This window comes from Shewanella sp. 30m-14 (assembly GCF_052977125.1).
The window spans coordinates 167,052-193,206 of record NZ_JBRILW010000007.1 but is presented as its reverse complement, the minus strand read 5'-3'; the positions used below and the strand labels follow the sequence as shown (position 1 = coordinate 193,206).

At 43.0% G+C, this 26,155-nt stretch carries 21 protein-coding genes and 1 tRNA gene; 8 read left to right on the top strand and 14 right to left on the bottom strand.

What is annotated here, in order from left to right:
* The 10 genes from ACVBIU_RS07760 to ACVBIU_RS07715 all read right to left on the bottom strand — a co-directional run bounded on the left by ACVBIU_RS07760 (position 1) and on the right by ACVBIU_RS07715 (position 9,295).
* Positions 1 to 76: transfer RNA gene (locus tag ACVBIU_RS07760), tRNA-Lys, on the bottom strand.
* Positions 77 to 261: 185 nt separating this feature from the next.
* A complete protein-coding gene (gene ybgF, locus ACVBIU_RS07755) occupies positions 262 to 987 on the bottom strand; it encodes a tol-pal system protein YbgF (protein ID WP_447162605.1) in 726 nt (241 codons plus the stop codon).
* A 24-nt stretch (positions 988 to 1,011) separates the two neighbouring features.
* The gene (pal, locus tag ACVBIU_RS07750; RefSeq protein ID WP_447162606.1) at positions 1,012 to 1,551 is read right to left on the bottom strand and encodes a peptidoglycan-associated lipoprotein Pal; all 540 of its coding nucleotides are present in this window, start codon (positions 1,549 to 1,551) and stop codon (positions 1,012 to 1,014) included.
* Positions 1,552 to 1,575: 24 nt separating this feature from the next.
* Positions 1,576 to 2,898: a Tol-Pal system beta propeller repeat protein TolB gene (tolB, locus tag ACVBIU_RS07745; RefSeq protein ID WP_447162607.1), complete on the bottom strand. Its 1,323-nt coding sequence runs from the start codon at positions 2,896 to 2,898 to the stop codon at positions 1,576 to 1,578.
* A 9-nt stretch (positions 2,899 to 2,907) separates the two neighbouring features.
* Positions 2,908 to 3,843, bottom strand: coding sequence for a cell envelope integrity protein TolA (gene tolA / locus ACVBIU_RS07740; protein WP_447163372.1), 936 nt, complete (start codon positions 3,841 to 3,843; stop codon positions 2,908 to 2,910).
* The gene (gene tolR, locus ACVBIU_RS07735; RefSeq protein ID WP_447162609.1) at positions 3,844 to 4,281 is read right to left on the bottom strand and encodes a protein TolR; all 438 of its coding nucleotides are present in this window, start codon (positions 4,279 to 4,281) and stop codon (positions 3,844 to 3,846) included.
* Complete coding sequence (tolQ, locus tag ACVBIU_RS07730; RefSeq protein WP_447162610.1) at positions 4,281 to 4,970, bottom strand: protein TolQ; 690 nt, start codon at positions 4,968 to 4,970, stop codon at positions 4,281 to 4,283. The genes tolR and tolQ overlap by 1 nt, the downstream gene beginning before the upstream one ends.
* Entirely contained in the window at positions 4,960 to 5,358 is a 399-nt protein-coding gene (ybgC, locus tag ACVBIU_RS07725; RefSeq protein ID WP_447162611.1) for a tol-pal system-associated acyl-CoA thioesterase, read from the bottom strand. Before ybgC ends, tolQ begins: the two co-directional genes overlap by 11 nt.
* 231 nt (positions 5,359 to 5,589) lie before the next feature.
* On the bottom strand, positions 5,590 to 7,746 hold the full coding sequence (locus tag ACVBIU_RS07720) for a prolyl oligopeptidase family serine peptidase (RefSeq protein WP_447163373.1): 2,157 nt from the start codon (positions 7,744 to 7,746) through the stop codon (positions 5,590 to 5,592).
* Between the two features lie 679 nt (positions 7,747 to 8,425).
* A complete protein-coding gene (locus ACVBIU_RS07715; RefSeq protein WP_447162613.1) occupies positions 8,426 to 9,295 on the bottom strand; it encodes a flagellar protein MotY in 870 nt (289 codons plus the stop codon).
* 140 nt (positions 9,296 to 9,435) lie between these two features.
* Here ACVBIU_RS07715 and rnt point away from each other — a divergent pair, with 140 nt between their 5' ends.
* Entirely contained in the window at positions 9,436 to 10,116 is a 681-nt protein-coding gene (gene rnt / locus ACVBIU_RS07710; protein WP_447163374.1) for a ribonuclease T, read from the top strand.
* Between the two features lie 126 nt (positions 10,117 to 10,242).
* Here rnt and ACVBIU_RS07705 read toward each other — a convergent pair whose 3' ends face one another.
* Entirely contained in the window at positions 10,243 to 10,848 is a 606-nt protein-coding gene (locus ACVBIU_RS07705; protein WP_012155800.1) for a peroxiredoxin, read from the bottom strand.
* Between the two features lie 316 nt (positions 10,849 to 11,164).
* Between ACVBIU_RS07705 and ACVBIU_RS07700 the strand changes: the two genes are divergently transcribed.
* Positions 11,165 to 12,484, top strand: coding sequence for a Na+/H+ antiporter family protein (locus ACVBIU_RS07700; protein ID WP_447163375.1), 1,320 nt, complete (start codon positions 11,165 to 11,167; stop codon positions 12,482 to 12,484).
* Positions 12,485 to 12,611: 127 nt separating this feature from the next.
* Here the strand turns inward: ACVBIU_RS07700 and upp are convergent, their stop codons facing one another.
* Entirely contained in the window at positions 12,612 to 13,238 is a 627-nt protein-coding gene (upp, locus tag ACVBIU_RS07695) for a uracil phosphoribosyltransferase (RefSeq protein WP_447163376.1), read from the bottom strand.
* 220 nt (positions 13,239 to 13,458) lie between these two features.
* Between upp and purM the strand changes: the two genes are divergently transcribed.
* The 3 genes from purM to kch all read left to right on the top strand — a co-directional run bounded on the left by purM (position 13,459) and on the right by kch (position 16,858).
* Complete coding sequence (gene purM, locus ACVBIU_RS07690) at positions 13,459 to 14,499, top strand: phosphoribosylformylglycinamidine cyclo-ligase (protein ID WP_447162617.1); 1,041 nt, start codon at positions 13,459 to 13,461, stop codon at positions 14,497 to 14,499.
* Entirely contained in the window at positions 14,499 to 15,143 is a 645-nt protein-coding gene (purN, locus tag ACVBIU_RS07685; RefSeq protein ID WP_447163377.1) for a phosphoribosylglycinamide formyltransferase, read from the top strand. The genes purM and purN overlap by 1 nt, the downstream gene beginning before the upstream one ends.
* A 500-nt stretch (positions 15,144 to 15,643) precedes the next feature.
* On the top strand, positions 15,644 to 16,858 hold the full coding sequence (gene kch / locus ACVBIU_RS07680) for a voltage-gated potassium channel protein (protein ID WP_447162459.1): 1,215 nt from the start codon (positions 15,644 to 15,646) through the stop codon (positions 16,856 to 16,858).
* A gap of 164 nt (positions 16,859 to 17,022) precedes the next feature.
* On the opposite strand, the gene ACVBIU_RS07675 is transcribed toward kch, so the two are convergent.
* Together ACVBIU_RS07675 and ACVBIU_RS07670 are read right to left on the bottom strand one after the other, a co-directional pair.
* The gene (locus ACVBIU_RS07675; RefSeq protein ID WP_447163378.1) at positions 17,023 to 19,164 is read right to left on the bottom strand and encodes a TonB-dependent receptor; all 2,142 of its coding nucleotides are present in this window, start codon (positions 19,162 to 19,164) and stop codon (positions 17,023 to 17,025) included.
* 329 nt (positions 19,165 to 19,493) lie between these two features.
* The gene (locus ACVBIU_RS07670; RefSeq protein ID WP_447163379.1) at positions 19,494 to 21,005 is read right to left on the bottom strand and encodes a DUF1254 domain-containing protein; all 1,512 of its coding nucleotides are present in this window, start codon (positions 21,003 to 21,005) and stop codon (positions 19,494 to 19,496) included.
* 312 nt (positions 21,006 to 21,317) lie between these two features.
* Here ACVBIU_RS07670 and ACVBIU_RS07665 point away from each other — a divergent pair, with 312 nt between their 5' ends.
* The 3 genes from ACVBIU_RS07665 to asnB all read left to right on the top strand — a co-directional run bounded on the left by ACVBIU_RS07665 (position 21,318) and on the right by asnB (position 26,133).
* Entirely contained in the window at positions 21,318 to 22,064 is a 747-nt protein-coding gene (locus ACVBIU_RS07665) for an HAD-IIA family hydrolase (protein ID WP_447162456.1), read from the top strand.
* A gap of 245 nt (positions 22,065 to 22,309) precedes the next feature.
* Entirely contained in the window at positions 22,310 to 23,968 is a 1,659-nt protein-coding gene (locus tag ACVBIU_RS07660; RefSeq protein ID WP_447163380.1) for a M28 family metallopeptidase, read from the top strand.
* A 500-nt stretch (positions 23,969 to 24,468) separates the two neighbouring features.
* Positions 24,469 to 26,133 (top strand): asparagine synthase B, encoded by a 1,665-nt coding sequence (asnB, locus tag ACVBIU_RS07655; protein ID WP_447163381.1) that lies wholly within the window; start codon positions 24,469 to 24,471, stop codon positions 26,131 to 26,133.
* The last annotated feature ends 22 nt before the right edge of the window (positions 26,134 to 26,155 follow it).

The following is a 26,155-nucleotide window of genomic DNA, read 5'->3' as shown; positions in this document are numbered from 1 at the left end:
TGGTGGGCTGTGAAGGATTCGAACCTTCGACCAATTGGTTAAAAGCCAACTGCTCTACCGACTGAGCTAACAGCCCCCTTGGTATAACTAACATCTTAGCTTGAATAACTTACTTACTCGGTAAAGATGCCCTCAAACGACTGTGTCGCTCTGAGGGCGCCTATAATACCTTTTTCATCTTCGCATGCAAGTGCAATTTTACCATTTCACCCTGTTTGCATGAAAAACAATCTAAGAGATTGTTTTCTGAATAAATCAGCATCAAAGTGATGAAAGTTGCTGCACAGCAATTCTTGCAGCTGCGCTATTAGCATATTCCTGAGTAACTTTTTGATAGTAAGCCTTTGCTTTAGCCTTATCGCCAGTTTTCTCTGCAATCATGCCAAGCTTGACTAAACTTTCGCCACGCTTACCCGAATCTTTGTATTTTTCAACAACCGTCGTAAATGCTTTAGCAGCGCCAGCAAACTCACTCTTATTATAGAGAAGCTGCCCTAACCAGTAATTTGCATTAGGCGCATAGCTCGAATTTGGGTAACTTTCAATAAATTGAGCGAAAGCCGGAATAGCGGCCTCATACTTTTTATCTTTCAATACCAAGTTTACAGCTTGCTCATAGCTCGCTGTTTCACCAAGGCTTGAAGAAACGGTTGATGCAGAGTTGGGAGTATTAACGGCAACTGGCACGGCGGGTTTTGAAGAAAGATTAGCAATATCTTCATATAACTGACGCTGCCTTTGTAGCATCTGTTCTATTTGATAAGACTGCTGTTCACTCAAACCTCGTAGATCCAATACTTCCTGCTGCAAAGTTTCTAAACGCTGCTGCATTTGAAATTCGCTTTGTTGCTTAGCTTTGATGACTCGTTCTAAACGAGCTACTCTATCATCTGTAGAGCCACCAGCAATATCCTCAACAGGAGCAGGCGCTGCATATGCAGAACCTACTACAAGGAATATTGCCGCTGATAAAACGGCGTGTTTCATAGGGTAAGCCTTTTGCCTGTAATATTAATAAACAAGCACAGCGCGACGGTTTTTAGCAAAACCTTCATCGCTACGAGTGAAATCCATTGGCTTCTCTTCACCATAACTTACAATACTCATTTGGCTAGGTTGTACACCCATGCCTTGTAAGTACTTAGCAACGGCTTTCGCTCGGCGCTCACCAAGTGCGATGTTATATTCTGGTGTTCCGCGCTCATCTGCATGACCTTCAATCATCACTCGAACATTTGGGTGTTCAACCAAGTAGTCACCGTGAGCCTCTAACACTTCCGCAAACTGCTGAGAAACTGAACTACGGTCAAAATCAAAATAGATAATGTGTTCTTTTCTCAACTCTTGATACTTAAGGCGTTGCTGCTCTGCAGGAGTCAATACTGGCGCTACACCACCAGTTTCTACACCATTGTTTGCATATTCACTCGATGAAGATGACTCTGTTGAACTCGTTGCATCTGTTTCAGACTCAGAAGTCGAGCTACACGCGCTGATAGCCATAATAGGAAGTACGACTAACATGGCTTTAAATAGCTTATTCAGATCCATTTTTTAAATCCTTAATCTTTTTAGTTAGAGAAATGGTGACCAAGATGGTGATTTAACTTCACCCTGCCCAACTGGCAATCTTGCTTTAAAACGTCCGTCCATAGAAACCGCAGCTAATACCTGCTTACCTTGGTAGGTTGTTCCGTAAATAACCATGGTGCCATTTGGCGCCACGCTTGGTGATTCATCTAATCGCGTGCTGGTTAACACTTGCATAAAGCGAGTTTCTAGATCCATACGGGCAATATTGAACTTACCATTGGTGCGATTAACAAAAATAATGCTACGTCCATCAGGTGAAATTGAACCACCAAGATTCCACTCGCCTTCGAAGGTCAAACGGGAAATCTTACCTGAGTCTAAGAATACACGATATAGCTGAGGACGACCGCCTCGCTCAGAGGTGATAAGTAATGACTTACCATCAGGGAACCAAGATGGCTCAGTGTCAATCGCATAATGGTTAGTAATACGCTTAATGGCTTTAGTGGCGATATCTACCACATAGACTTCAGGTTGACCATCTTTTGAAAGCGTAACCGCTAATTTTTTACCATCAGGTGAAAAAACGGGCGCGCCATTAATACCATCAAAGCTGGTCACCTTAGTCCGCTGCTGAGTATAAATGTTTTGTACATAGATCTCTGCTTTACGGTTTTCAAAGCTAACATACGCAAGACGTTGACCATCTGGAGACCAAGAAGGTGACATTAATGGTTCTGGAGAGCGCAGTAGCATCTGTTCGTTATACCCGTCATAGTCACTAATCATCAACTTATAGGGTGACTTCTCTCCGTGATTAACAACGACATAGGCGATACGAGTTAAGAATGCACCACGAATACCGGTAAGTTTTTCATAAACAACATCACTAATTCGGTGGCCATATTGACGGAACTGCGCCGCTGTAATAATGGTTTCACGACTATCAATCACTAAATCCTGCTTAGAGATAGAATCTGACTGAAGCTGCGCTTTTACTAAGTCAATTAACTCAAAGCTCACTAAGTACTTATCAGCGCCATAAGGCTTTATCGACCCCATAACAACCGCTTCAGCAGGTTGAGCCATCCAGGCTGACACATTAAATTGTGCCAAAGTACTAATGCCACGCTGCGGCAAGCTCAGCTCATCGGCTGGGCTGAAAGTACCACTTCGAGCTAAGTCAGACATCACAACATCAGAGATCTGTGATGGCATAGGACCTGTGCCCTGCCATACAAAGGGTATGACGGCGATAGGTCTCGCAACATCAACGCCTTCGGTGATGACAATATCTAATGCAGCCTTTACAGGCATGCTGCAGATCAGCAAGCTTGTCAGCAACCATTTTCCCAAATTTTTCATATGGATCCTTTAATTGAACTCAGGTTGAACTGTTAAATTAATTTCTTTTAGCTTGTTATACACGTCAGGCTCATTCGATACTGGCAACCTGCCTGCTTTATTAATCGCGGCTTTTGCAGCGCGGCAAACAACGCTATCGCCATCGAGTGTCTGGCTTGCAGTAACAAAACCATCATTTGCTAAGCGAATGAAGACTCGGCAACTCTTTCCTCGCATCGACTCATCAACCACTAAATTGCGCTGAATAGTTGCTTTAATCATCGAGGTATAACGCTGCACCTCAGTCATGACTTGCTTATTACGAGTCTGAGAAAGTGCCGCTTGCTCGGCAGCCAATGCTTCTTGCATCATTTGCTCTTGCTCGCGCCTAGCTTGTTCTTCCGCTTTGCGCTTACGCTCGGCTTCAGCTTTACGTTTGCGCTCATCCTCAGCTTTTTTAGCCGCGGCCTCTTCAGCTTTGCGTTTATCCGCTGCTTTTTTTGCGGCTTCCTCAGAGGCTTTACGCTCAGCTTCTTTTTGCTTGCGATCTGCTTCAGCTTTAGCTGCGCGTTCATTCTCTTGCTTTTGCTTTAACTGTGCCGCTTTTGCCGCATCAGCTGCATTTTTAGTTTCAATCTCTTTTTGCTTACGTTCTTGCTCAAGTCGCTTAATTTGTGCCTGCTCGCGTTCACGCTCTTTGCGTGCTTCACGCACACGTCTATCGGCTTCATCTTGGCGCGCCTTTTCTTTACGCTCGGCCTCACGCTTTTCAGCTTTTAGCTTCTCAACATGCTCAGCGACCCTTTTCTGATCGATAACCACAGCCTGAACCGCCGGCGCACTCGCTTGAGGCTGCACTTTAGGCTTTTCTGAAAAATCCACGCCTAAAATGAGAATAATTATCACGCCAATATGAATTCCAGCTGAAATAGCAACTGGAAGGGTTAAATCTGATTTTGCCGCCACTTATTTATCCTCCGGCGAATCTGTCATTAAACCCACTGACGGCACACCTGCGCCTTGTAGCGTCACCATTAATTGAATGACTTTCTCATAAGGAATTGAACGATCAGCTTTCACAACAACGGGGCGCTCAGGTTCTAGCTGAATAATCGCACCAACACGCACTGCGACTTCATCCAAATCTAGCGCCTCTTTAGTACTAGAACTGCCCACATCTAAATAATACTCGCCCATCGCATCAATGGATGCGACCACAGGCGGTTTACTGTCTGCAGGTAGAGACTCGGCTTGCCCTTGAGGTAAATCAACTTTCACCCCCTGGGTAACAATTGGTGCGGTAACCATAAAGATGATCAACAGTACCAACATCACATCGATATAAGGCACCACGTTAATTTCAGCAACAGGGCGACGGCGCTTCCTTTGGTAGCCTTGATGCATTATGCCTGTTCCTTCTCACTGTATGCTTGGCGATGCAAAATACTTGAGAATTCTTCCATAAAGTTGGCATAAGACATTTCAATCTTTTCAACTTGTGTCGAGAAGCGGTTATAAGCGATAACGGCTGGAATCGCAGCAAAAAGACCCATTGCAGTAGCAATCAAGGCCTCTGCAATACCTGGGGCCACCATAGCAAGCGTCGCATTTTCTACTGCGCCCAGTGCGATAAAGGAGTTCATGATCCCCCAAACGGTACCAAACAGACCGATATAAGGACTCGTTGAACCTATGGTTGCAAGTAAAGGTAAGTGAGTTTCAAGCTTTTCCAATTCTCGTGACAATGACACGCGCATCGCACGGTAGCTACCATCCATCACAGCTTCGGGCACTCGACCATTTAATTTATTTAAACGAGCATATTCTTTAAAGCCGGTAACAAACAATGTTTCAAGACCGGTATTGCTGTCTTGCCTTGCTGATAACTCTTGATAAAGCTTGTTGAGATCGACACCTGACCAAAATTTATCTTCAAACTTCAGCGCATTGTTTTTGGCAGCGGTAAGTAATTTACGGCGCTGAATAATGACCGCCCACGAGGCGATAGAGAGACTAAGCAAAGTCAACATAACAAATTTAACCAGTAGACTTGCTTGTAAAAATAATCCAATAAAAGAAATATCAGCTTCCAACTTTAAACTCCTGCGCAATATTTTGGGGAATAGCTCGAGGTCTCATTCGTGATAGCGCGATACAAGCGACTAAGATTTCTGCTTCGCAGTATACTTCACCTTGCTCGTCTATTAAGCGTTGCTCAAATACCATTGAGACTTTCTTAAGTTGTATGACCTTGGTTTCTACAATAAGGTTCTGTTCAAAACGCGCGGCTTTACAAAAATCTAATGCTGCACGTTTAACGATAAACGCAATGTCATCTTCTAATAAAGCGGTTTGTTTCACTCCCATCGCACGTAACCATTCAGTGCGGGCGCGTTCAAAAAACTTTAGGTAATTTGAATGGTAAACAACACCACCAGCGTCAGTATCTTCATAGTAAACCGAAATAGGCCAACGAAACATAAACGATAATCGCCAATCAATGAGATAAAATAGAGGCCTACTATACCTAGCCAGTATGCAATTGTGAATCGCCATATGTGATATGCGATGCGCTTCTTCATAAAATTTTGTTAATCATCTTAAACGATTGTTGCATAAGCGCCCAAGCCGGCTGTACACGGAACAGGCAGCAAAGCGTGACCCAATAAAAAAAGGAAGCCGAAGCTTCCTTTTTAATGACAATAAAAAGACTTATTTGCCTATCTGCGCCGGAACCTGAAGGCCAAAGTTATGCCAAAGGAAACTATAGATATCGGCGAACTCATCAATCTTCATCGAGGTCGGTTTACCTGCGCCATGACCCGCCTTTGATTCAATGCGCATAATCACTGGCGCATCGCCTTGCTGCTTGTCCTGCATTAAGGCACCAAACTTAAAGCTATGAAGTGGCACTACGCGATCGTCATGATCGGCGGTCATTACCATAGTGGCTGGATAAGCTTGCTCTTTAAGATTGTGATATGGAGAATAAGCATAAAGTGCCGGGAACTGATCAGCATTATCAGCACTTCCGTATTCACTGGTCCACGCCCACCCAATGGTGAATTTTTGGAAACGCAGCATATCGAGAACGCCGACAGCTGGCAGTACAGCAGCAAATAGCTCTGGGCGCTGCGTTAGGGTTGCGCCCATCAATAAGCCTCCATTACTGCGACCATAAGCGCCTAGCTTAGAAGAATTAGTATAATCTTGATCAATCAAGTACTCAGCAGCGGCGTAGTAGTCATCAAATACGTTTTGCTTTTTATCGAACATACCCGCCTGGTGCCAACTTTCGCCGTATTCTGCCCCACCTCGCAAGTTTGGCACAGCATAAACCCCGCCCATATCCATCCATGCAATATTGGCCGGACTAAAGCGCGGCGTCAACGAGATAGCAAACCCACCATAGGCATACAGCAGAGTTGGGTTTTGGCCATCTTTTTTCAACCCGTTCTTATAAGAGATCATCATCGGCACTTTAGTACCGTCTTTGCTGGTGTAAAAAACCTGCTCAGAGGTATAGTCACTCGGGTTAAAAGAAACTTGAGGCTTAGAGTAAACAGTTGACTCCCCAGTGTTAAAATCAAACTTGTAGGTTGTTTGAGGCTGGGTGTAACTATTGAAAACATAGTAGAAGTAATCTTTACTACGCTTGCCGTAAGGGCCTGCGATTTTACCTTTACCCGGTAGCATAACATCTTGGCGCTTATCACCATTCATGCTGTAAATAGTCAGTTTGCCCAACACGTCGTGCAGGTAACTCACCACCATATGGTCATTAATAATCGCGATGTTGCTAATCGGGTCGCTAAGTTCAGGAATAATCGTCTTCCAATTATCTTTAGCGCTATTATTCACATCAATGGCAATCACTTTACCGTTCGGAGCGTTGTAATCAGTTTTGAAATAGAACACTGACTTATCGTTACCGATAAAGCTATATTCAGCCTCTAAGTCAGGAATAAGCTCAATAACTTCCGCTTGAGGTTCTTTCAGTGATTTATAGAAAAAGCGATTTCGGCTATCTGTACCTTGTGAGATATACAGTAGTAGGTAATCGCCGTTTTCAGAGACTTCGATACCAAAACCCCAATCTTTATTCTGCGGTCTTTCGTAAACTAGCGTATCTTCACTTTGCGGCGTACCAATTTTATGAAAGTACACTTTCTGATTAAAATTCACATCAGCCAGTGCATTACCGCCCGCTGGCGCATCATAGCGTGCATAATAAACTCCAGTGTTATCGTGATCCCACACCGCACTAGAGAACTTTATCCAATCAAGCTCATCTGTAAGCTTCTTTCCAGTGGCAACATCAACAAAGTGCCATGCCTGCCAATCAGAACCTGACTTAGATACCCCGTAGGCTAATGTTTTACCGTCATCGCTTACCGATACGCCTGACAATGCAATAGTACCGTCGTCAGAAAAAGCGTTAGGATCGAGCGCAACCTTAGACTTACCATTCGCATCAGTGACATACAGCACTGACTGCGCCTGTAATCCATCATTGCGGTAATAAAAAGTATTACTGCCTTTTTCGAATGGCGCTGAAATTTTCTCATAATTCCAAAGCTCAGTGATACGATCTACAATCGCTTGCTTATTTTCAATATTTGCTAGGTATTCTTTACCTGCTTGTTGCTGCTCGCTCACCCACTTTGTGGTTCTGTCAGACTCAACCTCTAAGTACCGATAAGGATCGGCAACTTGAACGCCATGGATCGTTTCTACAACACTGTCTTGGTTTGCAGTATTGGCACTAGCTGTATTGTCTGGTGTAGGTTGTGACTGGCAACCGACGATGGCTATCCCTAAACCTATAGCCAACAAATGCTTTTTAGTTAAAATTGAATGAATTCGCATTTTGTATCCCTGATTAACTGACTCTTTTAAAATGAGACTTTGTTGTTGTCGTTATGCTTTCTTTACTTCGCTTTTAATTAGCCTATTTTTAATAGACTGATTAATTAGAAAGTCTGACTTTATCTTTTTACTTAACGCCCTTTTCTCTGCGCACTATACAAACTAAAAAAATACATCGCAAAGTTTGTTTAACCATTATTGACCGCTCACGAACAATTCCATTGTTAATAATTTAGCAACATTGATGAATTAAATATCATGCGAAACTGACAGAAAATTGTGACCAATCACTCAGTATTGCTGCTATACGTACCTTTTAGCAGCAATCGCACACACCACCGGCATTAGCAAAACTAATGAGTAACTCTAATTATTCTAGTTTGTCACTCTACATATCTGGCTCTATAATTCGTCTCGTTTCCAGGAAGTGTCTGCCTAGCAGATTCGGAAACAAAGAACTCTTAAACTTTGGTGGTTATCCACGGAAGTTATATCCCTGGTTCTTATGCTTGACTTCCTTCCTTCAATTTGTTGATTGCAATGATTTATTTTTGCGGCCCGCTTACATGTAAGCGGGCTTTTTTTTATGCAAAATTTGGCGCAAACAACCTTGTTCCTCAAATATTGTCCATAAAAAAGCCCAGCAATTAAGCTAGGCTATTGTCCAACGTCAATGACGTTATAGCGGTTTACTTATTCTAATCACAACCCGGCGATTGCGAGAACGTTCATCTATCGTTTGATTCGACGCTACATGCCTTCTTTCACCATGCCCCATTGTATGGATCCGGCTTTGTCGAATGCCGCTAGCGACAAACAACTCTTTCACAGAATCGGCACGCTGCTCAGACACGTTTTGGTTAGCACTGCGTCCGCCATAACTATCGGTATAAGCATCAATCAGTACTAAGTCTACATTCTTATCATAAGCTAAATACTCTTGCACTCTAGCTATCTGTGACTTGGCATAACGAGTGAGTTCGGTGCCACCTGACTCATAGGTTAATACCGTAAATGCAATATCTTCAAATGAATAAGGTAATAAAGAAGATAAGCACGACTTAAACTCTGAGTACTGACGTCTAAAATTCACCGCTGATAGTCCTACCGCTATTTTGTTTGACTCGTTATACCAATCGGCATAGTAAAATGTCGGCTGCATGCCACTTTCGAGTTCGGCCAGCATTGACCAAGCAGCATTGCGCGGTACTTCACCACTGAAGTATTTTTGATAGGTTAGCTCAGTGATCTCTTTCGACAATACGCCAGGACGCCAAGCTGGCGCCATACTCACTAATTTAGCCTGAGTCACTTGATCTGGTTTAACCCACATATCGAGGCTGAAATTTAAGTTATGATCTTTGCCAGCGTAACTGGTAAATACTGCTTTGCCATAAGAGGGGATATCGTGTTCAAGACGACACATCACCGGATTATTGCCGCTCAGACGCCACTGCGACTCTTCTAAAGAAGCCACATATTGCCTTAAATCTGCATTGGCAGAAAAAGGGAGTAACAATAATGATGTCAAAATTACCCAAAGCCGCATAAATTAACTCTCTAAATTCGTATCACTATTCTCTATCGGCAAAGATTTATCTTTCTTTAGCCTATAAAACAAGCAAACGAACATGACAGTGATCCTCACTTGCAGCATAATAGCCACTTGCACATTTTTGGGAAATTTTAATGACAGACGCTTTCGACCCTAATTTATTGAAAAACCGCTTTCGAGGGTATTTCCCAGTGGTCATTGATGTTGAAACCGCAGGTTTTAACGCAAAAACTGATGCGCTATTAGAAATCGCAGTCAGTATGCTAAAGATGGACGATGAAGGTGTTCTCAGTCTTGATAAGACATTACATTTTAATATTGAGCCATTCGAAGGGTCAAACCTTGAGCCTGAGGCATTAGCATTTACCGGTATTGATCCAACTAACCCACTTCGTGGTGCGGTCAGTGAAAAAGAAGCATTCTTAGAGATCTTTAAAGAAGTTAAAAAAGCACAAAAAGCTGCGGGTTGCCATCGCAGTATTATTGTTGCTCACAATGCAGCCTTCGACCATGGGTTTGTAACCCAAGCAATTGAGCGAAATGCGCTTAAACGCACTCCGTTTCATCCATTTGCCACGTTTGATACAGCAGCTCTTGCGGGGTTAGCGATTGGTCACACTGTACTAGCAAAAGCCTGCACTATGGCAGGGATAGCTTTCGATAATCGTGAAGCTCACTCGGCTTTATATGATACAGAGCGCACTGCAGAACTATTTTGCTTAATCGTAAACCGCTGGAAATCTTTGGGTGGTTGGCCTTTTATAGCTGATGAAACAGAAGTAGAAGCCGAACCTCAGGAAACAGTTGAGCCTTAAGGTTTCATTATACGAAACGCTGAGTACCACTCAACATGGTTCTGATAAAATAAAAAAAGCTGCGATAATCGCAGCTTTTTTTATGCTTTAACAACTTACAATTTCGTTATAAATTAACGTTATAAGTTATAGTGAATCAGCATTGTCTGTTAGGTAAGAAGCTACGCCCGCAGGGCTTGCGTCCATACCTTTGTCACCCTTTTCCCAACCCGCTGGACACACGTCACCGTGCTCTTCGTGGAAGTGAAGTGCATCAACCATACGGATCATTTCATCAACGTTACGACCTAGTGGTAGATCGTTAACCACTTGGTGGCGAACTTGACCTTCTTTGTCGATAAGGAAAGAACCACGGAATGCAACACCCGCTTCTGGATGCTCAACATCGTATGCTTTACAGATCTCATGCTTAACGTCAGCAACTAGCGTGTATTGAACTTGGCCAATACCACCCTTGTCTACTGGCGTGTTACGCCATGCGTTGTGAGTGAACTGAGAATCGATTGAAACACCGATTACTTCAACGCCACGCTTCTTGAATTCATCCATGCGGTGATCAAAAGCAATTAGCTCTGATGGGCACACGAAAGTGAAATCTAGTGGGTAGAAGAATACTACGGCAGTCTTTCCTTTAATTGCTTCAGATAGGTTAAAGGTATCAACAATTTCACCATTACCTAGTACTGCAGCAGCAGTAAAATCAGGGGCCGGACGGCCGACTAATACGCTCATTTTATTTCTCCATCTATGGATTGCTAAAAACGCTTTTCGTTTTAAATCTAAAGGCATTATAGGCAGTGTTTTGCTGCAGACAAGCTATTTGAGAGCAATATCACTTTTTTAAATGATTATTCCGTTAACTCGGTACTATCCGGTCATCTTAACCTTATATTTAACGCTGATATTCACACTTTGTTTGCATATTAAGCTACAGCTAATTCACAACTACGTTTGAATTCAAGATATCCGGCATAGATACTGGACATAATGCGTGTTAACAGGCAAAAATGGACGCAACTTCAAATATAAGAAATAGATTAATCATATTATGAATGCTGTTGTCATCGCTGTATGCCTAATGTTAGGCCTCAGCTTAGCTAGAGTTAATATCGTCATTGCACTCACAATCTCAGCACTCGTTGCAGGACTTGTTGGGGGCATGGATCTTCATCAAACGGTCGCAGCTTTTAATACTGGTCTTGGTGGAGGCGCACAAATAGCCTTAAGCTATGCTCTGCTCGGTGCTTTTGCCGTTGCCTTGTCGCATTCAGGTCTTACAACGTTAATTTCAAATAAGGTCATTAGTTTATTAGGCAAAGAGCAAAATAGTACCAACAACAACCGAGTTCGTTGGGTGTTACTATTAACGATTCTATCGATGGCTATCGCCTCGCAGAACATTTTGCCGATCCACATCGCGTTTATTCCTATTTTAATCCCGCCGTTACTGCATGTAATGTCTAAGTTAAAAATGGACCGTCGTTTAGTAGCCTGTGTGCTCACCTTCGGTTTAGTGACAACCTACATGGTATTACCTGTTGGCTTTGGCGGCATCTTTCTCTACGATATTTTGCTCACAAACTTAAATAGCAATAACCTGCTGGCGGTGAGAGAGCAAGTGGCTCCTGCCATGATTATTCCTGCACTCGGAATGGTGTTTGGTTTATTGGTAGCCGTCTTTATAAGCTACCGTAAGCCTCGCGAATATCAAGAAGAGCAAATTCTAGCTGCTGAACCAGAAGAGGGTCTAAATAAACGCAATATAGTGATTGCTGTTATTGCTGTTGTATCAACCTTAGTTGTGCAGCTATATACAGGTTCGATGATTTTTGGTGCCTTGGTCGGCTTTATCGTGTTTAGTTTTTCTGGTGCACTTAAGCATGTCGCAGATCAAGATATCTTCAATCAAGGCGTACGCATGATGGCCAACATTGGCTTTATCATGATATCTGCTGCTGGTTTTGCCGCTGTGATTAAGGGGACTGGTGATGTTGCTAGTTTAGTTGAGATTATGAATACGGCGATTGGTGATAATAAAGCCTTAGCTGCATTCCTAATGCTACTGGTTGGTTTGCTTATTACAATGGGAATTGGTTCATCGTTTTCAACCATTCCTATTATTGCCGCTATCTATGTGCCTTTAGCGATGAGTTTTGGTTTCTCTATTGAAGCAACGATTGCCCTTGTGGGTACAGCGGCTGCTCTTGGTGATGCAGGCTCACCAGCATCGGAGTCAACCTTAGGCCCAACAGCAGGTCTTAATGCCGATGGTCAGCATGACCATATGAAAGACAGCGTTATTCCAACCTTTATTCATTACAACATTCCATTGTTAGTGTTTGGCTGGGTAGCGGCAATGGTGCTGTAATTTCAACGAAAACTTTAGCACTCAGTAAAAGATAAAAACAAAAAAGGAGCCATTCGGCTCCTTTTTATTGTTCGCTGATTTAGTTAGGTGATACTCAGACCATCTTAACTGGTGACGATATTAATACTTATTTAGTACCAAAAATCTTATCACCCGCATCACCAAGACCTGGCAAGATATAACCTTGCTCGTTTAGGCAATCATCGATAGAGGCAGTATAAAGCTCAATATCTGGATGTGCTTTTTCAAGCGCTACAATACCTTCAGGCGCAGCAACAAGAACTAATGCTTTAATCGCTGTACAGCCGCGCTCTTTTAGTAGGTCGATTGTTGAAATCATCGAGCCACCAGTTGCAAGCATTGGATCAACAACAAGCGCAATACGTGAAGGCATGTCGCTAGCTAGCTTTTCAAAGTACGGCACAGGTTCTAGTGTCTCTTCGTCACGGTAAATACCCACAACAGAAATACGTGCACTTGGTACGTGCTCAAGAACGCCATCCATCATACCAAGACCAGCACGTAAAATAGGTACTACAGTAACCTTCTTACCTTTAATCTGATCAATTTCAACAGGACCATTCCAACCATCAATCGTTACTTTTTCAGTTTCAAAATCAGCCGTTGCTTCATATGTTAGTAGACTGCCTACTTCTGCCGCTAATTCGCGAAAACGCTTAGTGCTAATATCACCTTCGCGCATTAATCCAATTTTATGACGGACTAAAGGGTGCTTAACTTCAACGACTTTCATCTTGTTCTCCTGATTTTCTAACGTATTTGTCACGGTAAATTTTATCGATTCTAGTAGATTTGTTCATATAGGAAAACTTAAAGTTTCAAAAAGGCGGTAAATCGTGACCTCTGTCGCTAAGTTAATTGAAAAACTTACCTTTCGACGCTACTCACAAGCTGATAGAATAGCGCCGCGTAAAATCCAATAATAATCGATACCCGTACCCGAGAGGATCTCCGTGAGCACTCCTACTACCCCACTAAGCTATAAAGATGCAGGCGTTGATATTGATGCCGGAAATGCACTAGTTAACAACATCAAGTCAGCAGTAAAACGTACCCGCCGTCCAGAAGTTATGGGCAATCTAGGTGGTTTTGGTGCACTTTGTGAGCTACCAACTAAGTATAAGCATCCAGTACTGGTTTCTGGTACTGATGGTGTTGGCACTAAGTTACGTCTTGCTATCGACTTTAAAAAGCACGATAACGTCGGTATCGACTTAGTCGCCATGTGTTCAAACGATCTTATCGTTTCAGGTGCAGAGCCACTGTTTTTCCTTGACTACTATGCAACGGGCAAACTTGATGTTGAAGTTGCTACAGCAGTAGTTAAAGGTATTGCAGAAGGCTGTGTCCAATCAGGCTGTGCACTTATCGGCGGTGAAACTGCTGAAATGCCAGGCATGTATGAAGGCGATGACTACGACCTAGCAGGATTCTGCGTTGGCGTTGTAGAGAAAGAAGAGATCATCGATGGCACTAAGGTGCAAGACGGTGACGCTCTTATCGCGCTAGCTTCAAGCGGTCCTCATTCAAATGGTTTCTCACTAATCCGTAAGGTATTAGAAGTGAGCAAGGCTGATCCAGAACTTGAACTTGCTGGTAAGCCACTAATAGACCATTTATTAGAGCCGACTAAAATTTATGTAAAATCACTGCTTAAATTGCTTGAACAACATGATGTTCATGCAATGTCGCACATTACAGGTGGTGGATTCTGGGAAAATATCCCACGCGTATTGCCTGATGACTGTAAAGCAGTGGTTAACAGCGACTCTTGGCAGTGGCCTGTTGTATTTAACTGGTTGATGGAAAACGGCAACATTTCTGAATTTGAAATGTACCGCACCTTCAACTGCGGCGTTGGTATGGTTATCGCCCTACCAGCAGATAAAGTCGATTCAGCCTTAGATTTGCTAAAAGCAGAAGGCGAGAACGCATGGTTAATCGGAAACATTGCCAAGCGTAACGGCGAAGAAGAGCAAGTGGAGATCCTGTAATGCCCCAGAGTTGTCGCGTTTTAGTATTAGTTTCAGGTAATGGCAGTAATTTACAAGCTATTATTGATGGCTGTGATGATAATCTGCAAGCCGACGTGATTGGTGTGATCAGTAATAAGCCCGACGCCTATGGATTGGTTCGCGCCCATCAAAATGAGATTGATACCAGCTGCGTGATAGCTCACACAGGCGAAACAAGACAAGAGTATGACGCAAGGCTACTAAATGCGATTGAAAAGTACCAACCCGACCTCATCGTGTTGGCTGGCTTTATGCGTATTTTAAGTGATGAATTCGTTCAGCGTTTTGAAGGCAAGATGGTTAACATCCACCCTTCTCTCCTGCCTAAATATACAGGTTTACACACTCATCAACGTGCGATTGATGCTAAAGATTCAGAGCACGGCGCTAGCGTACACTTTGTGACGCCAGAGCTTGATGCTGGCCCTGTGATCTTACAAGCTAAAGTTCCTATTTACGAAGACGACACAGCAGATACTTTAGCTGAACGTGTTCATGAACAAGAGCATGCCATTTACCCGTTAGTGGTTAAATGGTTCAGTCAAAACCGACTCGCAATGGTCGATGGCTCAGCGCAACTTGATGGTCAAACATTAGCTATCAACGGCTACGCTGCCGACTAGTCAGTATCGATAATTGAACGTCGTAGAAAAAGGTACCGAGAGGTGCCTTTTTTATTAACTGTGTCTTGTCCTAGGATGTTTTTTCTCAAACTTATTAATGCCCCTCACTATATCGAGCACGCTCTAGAGTGATAGTGAGACTTTTGCAAGCACCTTTACACCAACTCATTCCACACCTCGGTTACATCGACCTTAAATCAAATATGTATATGTTCATCAACATGCCCTCAAATATCATAGAATTGGTATCTGACTCACCCGCCTTGCTAGCTTTTCTGTCTCGTGAACTAGCCCGCACTAAAATTTTTCAGTTCCATTTTAAACGACGCAAACATCTGTTACTCTGGTTCGCTCAATAAAGGTAGGCAACTAAACCTACAAATTCAGATATTTAATCTATAATCGTTACACAAAGTTATTTCGTTAAAATTATATGTAACACCTACATATAGCTTACACATTAAACCACTATCATATAGACAACCTAGGCTGAGTTCGTTTTGATAACATTCAATGAGTGGCGTCATAAAAGTCTGCTGATATGGCAGCATCAGCGTTATAAGCTCAGTGCAATCACTGTACTGCTTAATAGCTTGTTAATATTTAGCACTGTTTACGGCATGTCAGATCAGCTCTTTAACCCGCAGCAGATCTCACACCTTGCAGATATTAACTTTACAGTACTCACTAACGCACCTTGGTTTATGCTTGGGGTGTTTTTACTGCTAAATTCTATTGGTTTATTATTTCGCGCGCGCGTCGCCTGGGTAATGAGCCTTGTACTGCTACTAACAACCTTAGTTTTCACTTTACATTACTACTCTCACCTCCAATTCAATATTGCTTTTTGTTGCTTCAGCATAATCTTATTATTGCTCTTGAGTCGGGATTTTAATCGCAGTAGTGCAACCGCCGCAGGTATTGTCTCTGTCATTAGTTTTGTCATTTTGATCATCTATTCGACTTACGGTAGCTTGTATTTTGGTGATGGATTTTCGCCCAAAATAACAGACTTAAGTACGGCATTTTATTTTGCTATGGTAACCATGACCACTGTAGGTTATGGCGATATCTTACCCGTAACGGAAACCGCACGACTCTTTACTATTTCGATGATTATTGCCGGGATTGCCGTATTTGCAACGTCAGTGAGTACGATTTTTGGCCCTTTCATTAGCAATGGTTTAAACAAACTTATACAAGGGAAAAAACACACCATGAAAAGAGAGGATCACTTTATTGTATGTGGCACTTCCGCCATGGCGACCAATACCATTATTAAGCTGCATCAGCGAGGCTTGGCGGTCACCATTATCACTGTAAGACCCAGTGATGAGTTTGAAATAATTGAGCAAAGCCTAGAAGGTAAGTTTGATATTATCTCTGGAGATAGCAGCGATACAGCCGTGCTTAAACAAGCTGGGTTAGAACAATGTCGTGCCATTTTGGCCCTAACGGATAATGATGCCGACAATGCCTTTATCGTTTTATCGGCGAAAGACTTAAGTGCCAAAGCTAAAACAGTCATCATAGTCAATGACAGTAAGAATCTAACTAAAATTCAAAGAGTTCAACCAGACGTATTACTGTCACCACAACTATTTGGTAGTGAAGTACTAGCGCGAATGCTAAATGGTGAAGCGATGGATAATAATGATTTGGCAGAACTGTTACTCAATTCTGCACACGGTATTCCCTCTAAGAATGATTTATAGCACTGTGCTAAGCAGTAAGGTTTGTGACTCGCCACTGTAGGTTTCAGCCTCACTCTTTTGTGTTATCAATACAGCATATAACTAAAAAACCCCAAGTAGAGGCTCAACTTGGGGTGCTATCCAGGGGACTAGGCTTTACCTCATTTATAACCTTTAGCAAGCGTTTAGTAATTGATACTGTACTCCAGCGCCAAGCGGCGTCCGTAACCTGAAAACTGACTTCGGTACTGCTGCCAAACAACCTCTTTGTTCATTTGTGAAACCAACGGCTGGTAGTCGGTATTGAGCAAGTTATCAATACCGAAGGTAAAGCGCCCAAAGTCAGTATCAAGAGTTGAAATAAAATCAACCAAGGTATATCCCTCGTATGGTGATTCGTAGTAACTGTATCCCGCATCACTTTCTTGGTTGTTTTTGTTCCTATCGCCGACATAATTGGCCTGTAAACGCATTGATGCCATATCGTTGAAACGGTAATCCCCATAAATCGAGGCCTTAATCGGTGTAATTCTGGTGCCATTCATCCAGTAATCAATGCCCGTTTCACTATTGGTACGTTTACCTTCAGACATGGACACTGTAGTACCAAGCTTAATTGCTTGGTTAATTTGGTGATCGAGTGTCGCTTCAAAGCCCCAAATTTTTTCATCGGCAACAATCACCGCCGCGACTCGCTTAACGGCTAGTGCATCGACATTATAATCATACGCATATCCATCTTTTATATCTGAATAGAAAAATGACAAACTTCCTTGCACGCGTTCACTGTCATAACGTAAACCGGTTTCATAGTAGTTAGTTTGCGTTGCTGGAATTTCATCTGAAAACTCGGCCACACTGTCTACCGGCATGTCTCTAAGCATACGCATATCGGCATGAGAATAACCTTGCGAGAAACTAGCAAAAATATCGGTGCTATCGGCAATACTATAGACTAGACCGAGATTAATCAGAGGCTTGTCATAAGTTAAGGTGTCGCCCTGTTTATCTGACAACACACCTTTTTTGTAACGCTGATAATCTGGCACTTCAATTTCAAAGTTTTCGTAACGCAAACCAAGCTGCAAGGTGACATCATCAGTTAATTGCTGCCAGTACTGAGCAAATGGGCTTAGTTTAGTCTCGGTTAAATCACAAATGGAACAAACATATTGTGATTGCATTAGTACACTACCTTCGACATTGGTCTCTGTCATCACATCACGGTCTCTGCCCTGCTCCGTATTGTCACGGCCATATTCAATACCGTAGGCCAAACGACTTCTATCGTTAATTGTCCACTGCATCGCCGCTTTAAAGCCACTGCGCTTAGACACTATTTCAGACGCGGATTCATAGCCAACATTCACCTTACTGTAATAAGTAGAGAGACTGAGTTGTTGATCTAGAAAATCATCATGCTCATAGGTGAGTTGCACTGTGCTAAGTTTAGTTTTTGGGTTCGCACCGCTATATGGGCCACTTTTATCAATCTCTACTAGGCCATTTTCATCATTTACACTGCGTTTATAATGCAGCTTATTTTCGATATTATAATGATGTGCCAACAAGGCTAAACGGCTTGAATCGAATTCTTGCTCAAGCTTAAATAACAGATCATATTCATCTGCATCCCCCATGCCGCCTTGGTTATTAGGTGCGCCGGGTAATTGATCCCCATCAGCATCATACAGATTACCGCGATCTTTACCTGATAGGTTAAGTAAGTAGCCCAGATCTGAATCTGTTGTGCCCGAAAAGCGTTGTGAAATGCTATAACCTGCATCAGATAATTCATCAGCAAAAGCCTCGACCCCAACACGAGTTTGCATCTCAAAATTCAAAGTAGGTTTTTTGGTGATCACATTGATTATCGCGCCAGCCTCACCGTTACCGTACATGGCACTTGCGCCTTTTATCACCTCAATGCTTTCAATAACGTCAACCGAAATTGATTGTAGATCTCGACCACCTGCACGCAATGTCGTTGAAATCAGCACTCCGTCAATCATCACTATCGCTTTACCGCCGCGAAAGTTCTGGCCGAAAGTCGACATTGTTTCTGTGCTTGGTGAAAAACCTGGGACGAGGTTTGAGATCATTTCAGACAGGTTACGCGCAACAACACGCTGCATGTCCAACTCTTGCTCTGTGACAATAAAAACAGAATTAGGTGTATCACTTAACTTTTGTGCAAATGGTGATGCGGTTACAACAATATGCTCCATATCCTCAGATTGATTTGATCCCTCTTTACTCTGCTCAGCCCAAACCGAAGTGGCTGCCAAAGTACTCAATACTGCTAACCCTAAAATACTTAATTTCACATGTCTCTCCATAATTAAATGCGAATGAATACTATTAACATTTAATTGCAGATGACAACTAACTTACACAATATTTACAAAGGTATCAGGCTGATCCAAAACTAACTAAAGATGAGGTGAGATGTTATTTCGATAACTTTAGACTATGAACTATGAACTATGAACTATGAACTATGAACTATGAACTATGAACTATGAACTATGAACTGCAGCAAATCGCTTTTATGCTGGGGGCGATATTGAAAAGTAACATATCGCGTTAGGGGGATTACCCAACGCTGATATGCTACTTACTCGTTGATTGAGTCTATAAAACCTTTTTGATACTGTTACTTAACTTCAACAATATCACCAGGCTGCCAACTTTTATCAAACCAAGGTTCCAGCGGGCCATAGAGGCGCAATAAGATAAACCAACCTTTATTCGGTACAGTCTGGATCCAATTGTTCTCTTGGCCTTTGGGAGCCTCTGGCGCAAAATAAATATCAACCGAACCATCTGCATTTTGTTTTAAATTATCACGCTGATTATTCCGACTAGGAAATGGCTGTCCAGTCTGTAATTCTGAGCGGGTTTGAGTATCGTACGCCACCACCGACCAGAAGTTTTTCGCGGGTACATTCGCGGGAATGGTTAACTTATAAGTCTTACTGCCGTTTAAATATGCAGCATCTTTTGACTTATCTAACATGGCATATTGTGAGCCTTTACCAATCAACTTTAATGCCATTGCAGGCGTATTCACTGTCGCCATATAGAAGAAATAAGTACGCGCATCAAGATTACGCCCCCCCTCTCCATCATCAATTAACCAGCGATAATCACCGCCAATAAAAGCAGTTTTCCAAAGTCTATTAGGGTAAATATAAGTTGCCTCATCCCTTGGCTGGAACATCAAAGCTCTTGCTGTTGCATTACCGATGGCGACACCATCAGTGAGTAGCGCAGTCATGTGATCATCAGGTGCAAAAGGCTTGCCTTTTTGTATACCAATACTGGCCATCAACCCTCGTAGCTGTGGCTCTATAAACGAGACTGGCTCCTTTTCTAATACAGGATGGATCTCTTTAAAAAAGTGGAAGGTGTTAGCATGAATGGTATTAAATACCAGGCCACTACCTGATTTAAAAACCATTTTTGGAGGCTGGTTTTTCTTAGCAAGTGGATAAATTTTAAGGTACTGCTCAAATGACTCAACAGCAGAGTCCGTCTTGCCGTCTTTTAGAAAGCCTCGCGCAATAAACCAGTTGGTATAACTCGTTGACTCAGATACAAAATACCCCTTTGGCACGTCACCTTTATAGCCTGGTGGTAAAATAAGGTATTTTCCCCCTTTGCCTTTGTCAGGACCTACAATCCCCATATCCGTAACGTACCTAAAAAAAGCGTCATTGACCGTTGTTGGCCCCATTCCTGCGGGAACCTCCACCACAGTCGGCCCATCGCGCTCAAGATCTAAAAACGCAGAGGCATAAACGGTGTCAGTATTACCCGTTAAGAAAAGCGAATTTGAGTCCATCAACTTATTAAACAGTAATACTTGATTAGATTGCGTTATTCCAAGATCCATATGACCAATTCTTAACGCTTCTAGAGAAGCCATCGGGATCGCATTTAAAAATGTTTCCGTCGCGCGAATGGTATTAAGATTATCATAGACTTTACGGCTAGTTTCCACTGTCGGTGCACCATCATGAAACTCTAAAGTACCTATGCTCGTTTCGACCTTGTTAGGCGTCATAATGCTTTGGGGGATCTTGTGGTTATAGCCTGGAGTCGGTGTTTCTGCTGCAGCTAAACGGGTTGACACCCCTAGCAGTAACGCTATAGACACTGCCACCTTGACTGACCTGAATATATTACTCGCTTTCATTGGCTTCCTTATTTATACGTCATCATATTCCTTTACCTACCAACCTAATATGTGTTCAAGATTTGGTCAACATAAGCAGCGTTAGTTTCTTTTATGTCAGTGCGTTACTGACATAATCTCTTCGGCTACTGCCAAATAAACCAAAGCATATAATCGCAATAAATCAGTGGAATTCTACAAAGCTCACTAAAAGTTTGGTAAAAGCATTGTTTTTCAACTCCATTTAGCATTAGATAAAGCTCAGTTATTCGGCAAACTAATATGAAGTAAGAGAGTCAAATGAAAAATGTTATTTGCGATATCGATGGAGTGTTACTGCACAACAATCAGCTTATTCCTGGTAGTGATAAGTTTATTCACCGCATAGTCGAACAAGGTAACCCTCTCGTAGTGCTGACCAACTACCCAGTACAAACAGGTAAAGATCTGCAAAATCGCCTTGGCGCCGCAGGAATTCAAATACCTGAAGAGTGCTTTTACACCGCTGCCATGGCGACCGCTGACTTTCTCAAACATCAACAAGGTACTAAAGCCTTTGTGATTGGCGAGGGGGCATTAACCCACGAGCTGTATAAAGCAGGCTTTACCATCACCGACATCAATCCAGACTTTGTGATCGTTGGCGAAACGCGCTCCTACAACTGGGATATGATCCATAAGGCGGCTAAGTTTGTTAGCGAAGGCGCACGTTTTATTGCGACGAATCCCGATACCCATGGCCCAGATTTTAGTCCTGCTTGCGGTGCATTATGTGCCCCCATAGAGCGGATCAGCGGCAAAAAGCCATTTTATGTTGGTAAACCCAGCTCTTGGATCATTCGCTCAGCACTAAACCATATAGGTGGGCATTCAGAAAACACCGTGATCATCGGTGACAATATGCGCACCGATATACTTGCAGGCTTTCAAGCGGGACTTGAAACCATCCTGGTAACGAGTGGTGTTAGCTCTTTAAGCGATATCGATAAAGAACCATTTAGACCCAATCATATCTTTAATTGCGCTGGGGACATCGACGTTATCTAACTGTGTAAGCACCTAAGCGCAGGGCGATTAACCGGTTTTGACTGGTTTAGCGGCCCAGCGCGCTACTCATCTAAAGTTGAATCTAAAGTTGAATCAACTTATAACACCGGCGTTTATAGCGCAATATTAAGTAACATTTTAGCGAATAGATTATCACTTAGCCCTCTTGCCATTGAGGGCTAATTTCCTCCATCATGCCTCTCAATAACGAAAAAAGTCTAAAACAACAATAATAGGACCACTTCATGCGTTCAATTTTCTCAGTCTGCGCACTCTCGATGCTCAGTGCCTGTAGTCAACACCCAGCTAACGTCAATAATCCAGCCGACGTCACTTTCGACGAAAGCCGTTTCCGCCAAGATATCAAAACCCTCGCCTCCGATAAATTCGAAGGTCGCGCGCCCACCACTAAAGGTGAACAGCTAACTTTAGATTACTTAAGTGATGCCTTTGCTGAAATGGGGCTTAAAAAACCTAACGGAAAAGATTATCTACAAGCCGTGCCTATGGTGACCTACACAGCATCTGAGCAACAATCCATTCGTTTAGGTGACTTACCACTGAAGTATCGACAAGACGTTGTACTGGGTAGCCGTCACGATGTTGCAAACATCGATATCAATAATGCGCCGCTGGTTTTTGTCGGCTATGGCATTCATGCTCCCGAATATCAATGGAACGATTATCAAGATTTGGATATGAACGGGAAAATTGCGGTGATCTTAGTTAATGATCCCGGCTTTGCTCTGCCAGACTCAGATCTGTTTAATGGTAAGGCCATGACCTACTATGGTCGCTGGAGTTACAAGTTTGAAGAAGCGAGCCGCCAAGGTGCGTTAGGCGCTATCATCATCCATGATACAAAACCGGCCTCTTATCCTTGGTCAGTGGTAGAAAATAGCTGGACCGGAGCTCAGCAAGATCTTGTTCGTAGTGAACAAGAACAAAAGCAACGAATAAAGGTTGAAGGCTGGATCACCTATCGCGTTGCCAGCCAATTATTTGAAAACGCGGGGTTGTCACTGAACACTGTGTCAGATCGTGCAGCCGCAAGCCCTATTAACCTGCCACTTAACCAAACTGCATCAATTGCGTTTGAAAACAAAGCGCAATATGCCAATAGTTACAATGTGGTGGCAACGTTACCGGGTAACAGCCGCCCAAATGAGCATATTTTGTTTAGCGCTCACTGGGATCATATTGGTATCGATACCAGCAAAGATGGTGACCAGATCTATAACGGCGCACTTGATAACGCCTCTGGCACGGCAGGGATCCTTGAAATTGCACGGCAGTTTGCCAAGCAAGCTAATAGCGGCAACCCCCTTGCCCGCTCCGTGACATTTGTGGCGACAACGGGTGAAGAGCAAGGTCTACTCGGTTCACGATATTACGCATCAAATCCCGTTTATCCACTCGATAAAACCGTTGCTGTATTTAATCTAGACAGCACCAATATCTATGGCCGTACCAGTGATTACACTATCATTGGCAAAGGGAAATCTGAGTTAGAGAACTATCTTGTTGATGCCTTAAAAACCCAAAACCGGATTGCGATAAGAGAAAAATATCCGGAGTCTGGCGGTTTTTTCCGCTCAGATCACTTCAGCTTTGCCAAAGAAGGGGTACCCGCTGTATTCGCTGGCGGCGGCAGTCAGCCAATAGATGAGGCCACTGCACAATATAAAGCGGCCATGAAACTAAAAATGAAAGGCTGTTATCACAATGTCTGTGATGAATATCGTGAAGACTGGGATCTATCTGGCGCCCTCGAAGATTTAGCCATCTATTACCAAGCAGCAACTGAGTTAGGCAACAACAATGACTGGCCAGGGTATTTTAAGGGCACAGAATTTAATGCGCTGCGCCCAGCCAACGATACCTTAGAGCAAGCCAGTAAATAAATTAAATATCGATTGAGTGAATTGAGCGATTAGACACAAAATCTTTAATCACTTTAATTAAGGCAGTACCAATTAACATTTTACCCATTTGAAGGTTTTCAACCAGCCGACTTGCCACCCACTTGTCGGTTTTTTTTGCCTACCTAGGAGTTATTTTTATCAAACCTAAATTTAAGCTTTTAACCACATCATGCTAAAACTGAGCAGATAATCCCCAAAAATGCCGGATTTTCCAATTAATTTGCTCAATTCACTTTAATTTAAACGGCATTACCGTATATCCAATCAAGCTTAACAATGCCCCATTCAAATTGCGGATAACACAAGCCAAAAGCCTTTAAAATATCGATTCATCATTTCAGCCATTTAAAAATAAGACTTTAGATAGCTAAGAAGCCTCTTTTAACGATGATTATTCAAAAGCAGATTTGTATTCTTCAATTTTCAATGGCAGATTAATACTCAATTGAGTTTAAGACCGAAATTTTTTGGAGTGACCTATGTGTTCAATTTTTGCAATTTTAGATATTCAATCCGACGCGACTCCACTGCGTCAAGTCGCTCTAGAGATGTCCAAATTATTGCGTCATCGTGGTCCAGACTGGTCTGGCATTTACAGCAGTGATAAAGCCATTTTAGCCCATGAGCGTTTAGCCATTGTTGACATCGAACATGGTGCGCAGCCACTACTTAGTCAGGATGAGTCAATCGTATTAGCCGTTAACGGTGAGATCTACAACCACAAAGAATTGAAAGCTGAATTAGGCGATAAATATAGCTACCAAACCAACTCCGATTGCGAAGTCATTTTGGCATTATACCAAGAATACGGCACTGAGTTTTTAGACAAGCTAAACGGTATTTTTGCTTTTGTACTTTACGACAAAACTAAAGACACTTATCTAGTAGGTCGTGATCATATGGGGATCATTCCGCTATACACTGGGCGCGATGCTGAAGGTAACTTTTATGTTGCCTCAGAAATGAAAGCGTTAATGCCAGTGTGTAAAACGGTAGAAACCTTTAGCCCAGGACATTACCTTTCAAGTGAACAAGGCGAGCAGACTCAGTATTACCAGCGTGACTGGCGTGATTTTGCCGCTGTGCAAGACAACCCTGCCAGCGCAGAAGATGTACGTGATGCCCTAGAAGCAGCCGTAAAGCGTCAATTAATGTCAGATGTGCCTTATGGCGTATTACTGTCGGGTGGTCTTGATTCATCGGTGATTTCAGCAATCACCCAAACCTTTGCTAAGCGCCGTATTGAAGATGACGGAGAAAGCAGCGCATGGTGGCCACAACTGCACTCGTTCGCTGTCGGGCTTGAAGGTGCACCCGATTTAATTGCAGCCAAGAAGGTCGCCGATGCGATCGGCACGATTCACCACGAAATCACTTTTACTTTTCAAGATGGTATCGATGCAATTAAAGATGTGATTTACCACTTAGAAACCTACGATGTCACCACTATCCGCGCGGCAACGCCAATGTACTTGATGGCGCGCAAGATTAAAGCCATGGGCATTAAAATGGTATTGTCGGGTGAAGGTGCTGACGAATTGTTTGGTGGCTACTTGTACTTCCACAAAGCGCCTAACGCACAAGCATTCCACGAAGAGCTAGTACGTAAACTGGACAAGTTACACCTCTTCGATTGTCTTCGCGCTAACAAAGCCATGGCAGCTTGGGGTCTTGAGGCTCGCGTGCCTTTCTTAGACAAAGAGTTTATGGACGTGGCAATGCGCACTAACCCTGATGCTAAGATGTCGAAAAACGGTAAGATTGAAAAACACATTTTGCGTGAAGCCTTTGAGCACAAGTTACCGAAAGAAGTCGCTTGGCGTCAAAAAGAGCAGTTCAGTGATGGTGTAGGTTACTCATGGATTGATGGCCTTAAAGATCATGCTGCAGACAAAGTGGACGATCTTCAACTGGCAAACGCCAAGTTTAGATTCCCATACAACACACCTGAAACCAAAGAGGCATACTTCTACCGCACCTTCTTTGAAGAGTTATTCCCACTGCCAAGTGCGGCAGAAACTGTGCCAGGTGGTAAGTCTGTTGCTTGTTCAACACCTGAAGCGCTGGCTTGGGACGAAAGCTTGCAAGGGATCATAGATCCGTCAGGCCGTGCAGTGCAATCTGTACACGACAGCGCTTACTAAGCTTTACTCAACACAATAAAGC

What these genes read in the sequence shown, in the direction of transcription:
- ACVBIU_RS07705 (WP_012155800.1), bottom strand. Translation starts at nt 10,848, where the DNA reads ATGAGCGTATTAGTCGGCCGTCCGGCCCCTGATTTTACTGCTGCTGCA.
- upp (WP_447163376.1), bottom strand. Translation starts at nt 13,238, where the DNA reads ATGAAAGTCGTTGAAGTTAAGCACCCTTTAGTCCGTCATAAAATTGGA.
- tolB (WP_447162607.1), bottom strand. Translation starts at nt 2,898, where the DNA reads ATGAAAAATTTGGGAAAATGGTTGCTGACAAGCTTGCTGATCTGCAGC.
- tolR (WP_447162609.1), bottom strand. Translation starts at nt 4,281, where the DNA reads ATGCATCAAGGCTACCAAAGGAAGCGCCGTCGCCCTGTTGCTGAAATT.
- ybgC (WP_447162611.1), bottom strand. Translation starts at nt 5,358, where the DNA reads ATGTTTCGTTGGCCTATTTCGGTTTACTATGAAGATACTGACGCTGGT.
- ACVBIU_RS07665 (WP_447162456.1), top strand. Translation starts at nt 21,318, where the DNA reads ATGAAAAATGTTATTTGCGATATCGATGGAGTGTTACTGCACAACAAT.
- purN (WP_447163377.1), top strand. Translation starts at nt 14,499, where the DNA reads ATGCCCCAGAGTTGTCGCGTTTTAGTATTAGTTTCAGGTAATGGCAGT.
- ACVBIU_RS07720 (WP_447163373.1), bottom strand. Translation starts at nt 7,746, where the DNA reads ATGCGAATTCATTCAATTTTAACTAAAAAGCATTTGTTGGCTATAGGT.
- pal (WP_447162606.1), bottom strand. Translation starts at nt 1,551, where the DNA reads ATGGATCTGAATAAGCTATTTAAAGCCATGTTAGTCGTACTTCCTATT.
- ACVBIU_RS07715 (WP_447162613.1), bottom strand. Translation starts at nt 9,295, where the DNA reads ATGCGGCTTTGGGTAATTTTGACATCATTATTGTTACTCCCTTTTTCT.
- ACVBIU_RS07700 (WP_447163375.1), top strand. Translation starts at nt 11,165, where the DNA reads ATGAATGCTGTTGTCATCGCTGTATGCCTAATGTTAGGCCTCAGCTTA.
- ACVBIU_RS07660 (WP_447163380.1), top strand. Translation starts at nt 22,310, where the DNA reads ATGCGTTCAATTTTCTCAGTCTGCGCACTCTCGATGCTCAGTGCCTGT.
- rnt (WP_447163374.1), top strand. Translation starts at nt 9,436, where the DNA reads ATGACAGACGCTTTCGACCCTAATTTATTGAAAAACCGCTTTCGAGGG.
- ybgF (WP_447162605.1), bottom strand. Translation starts at nt 987, where the DNA reads ATGAAACACGCCGTTTTATCAGCGGCAATATTCCTTGTAGTAGGTTCT.
- asnB (WP_447163381.1), top strand. Translation starts at nt 24,469, where the DNA reads ATGTGTTCAATTTTTGCAATTTTAGATATTCAATCCGACGCGACTCCA.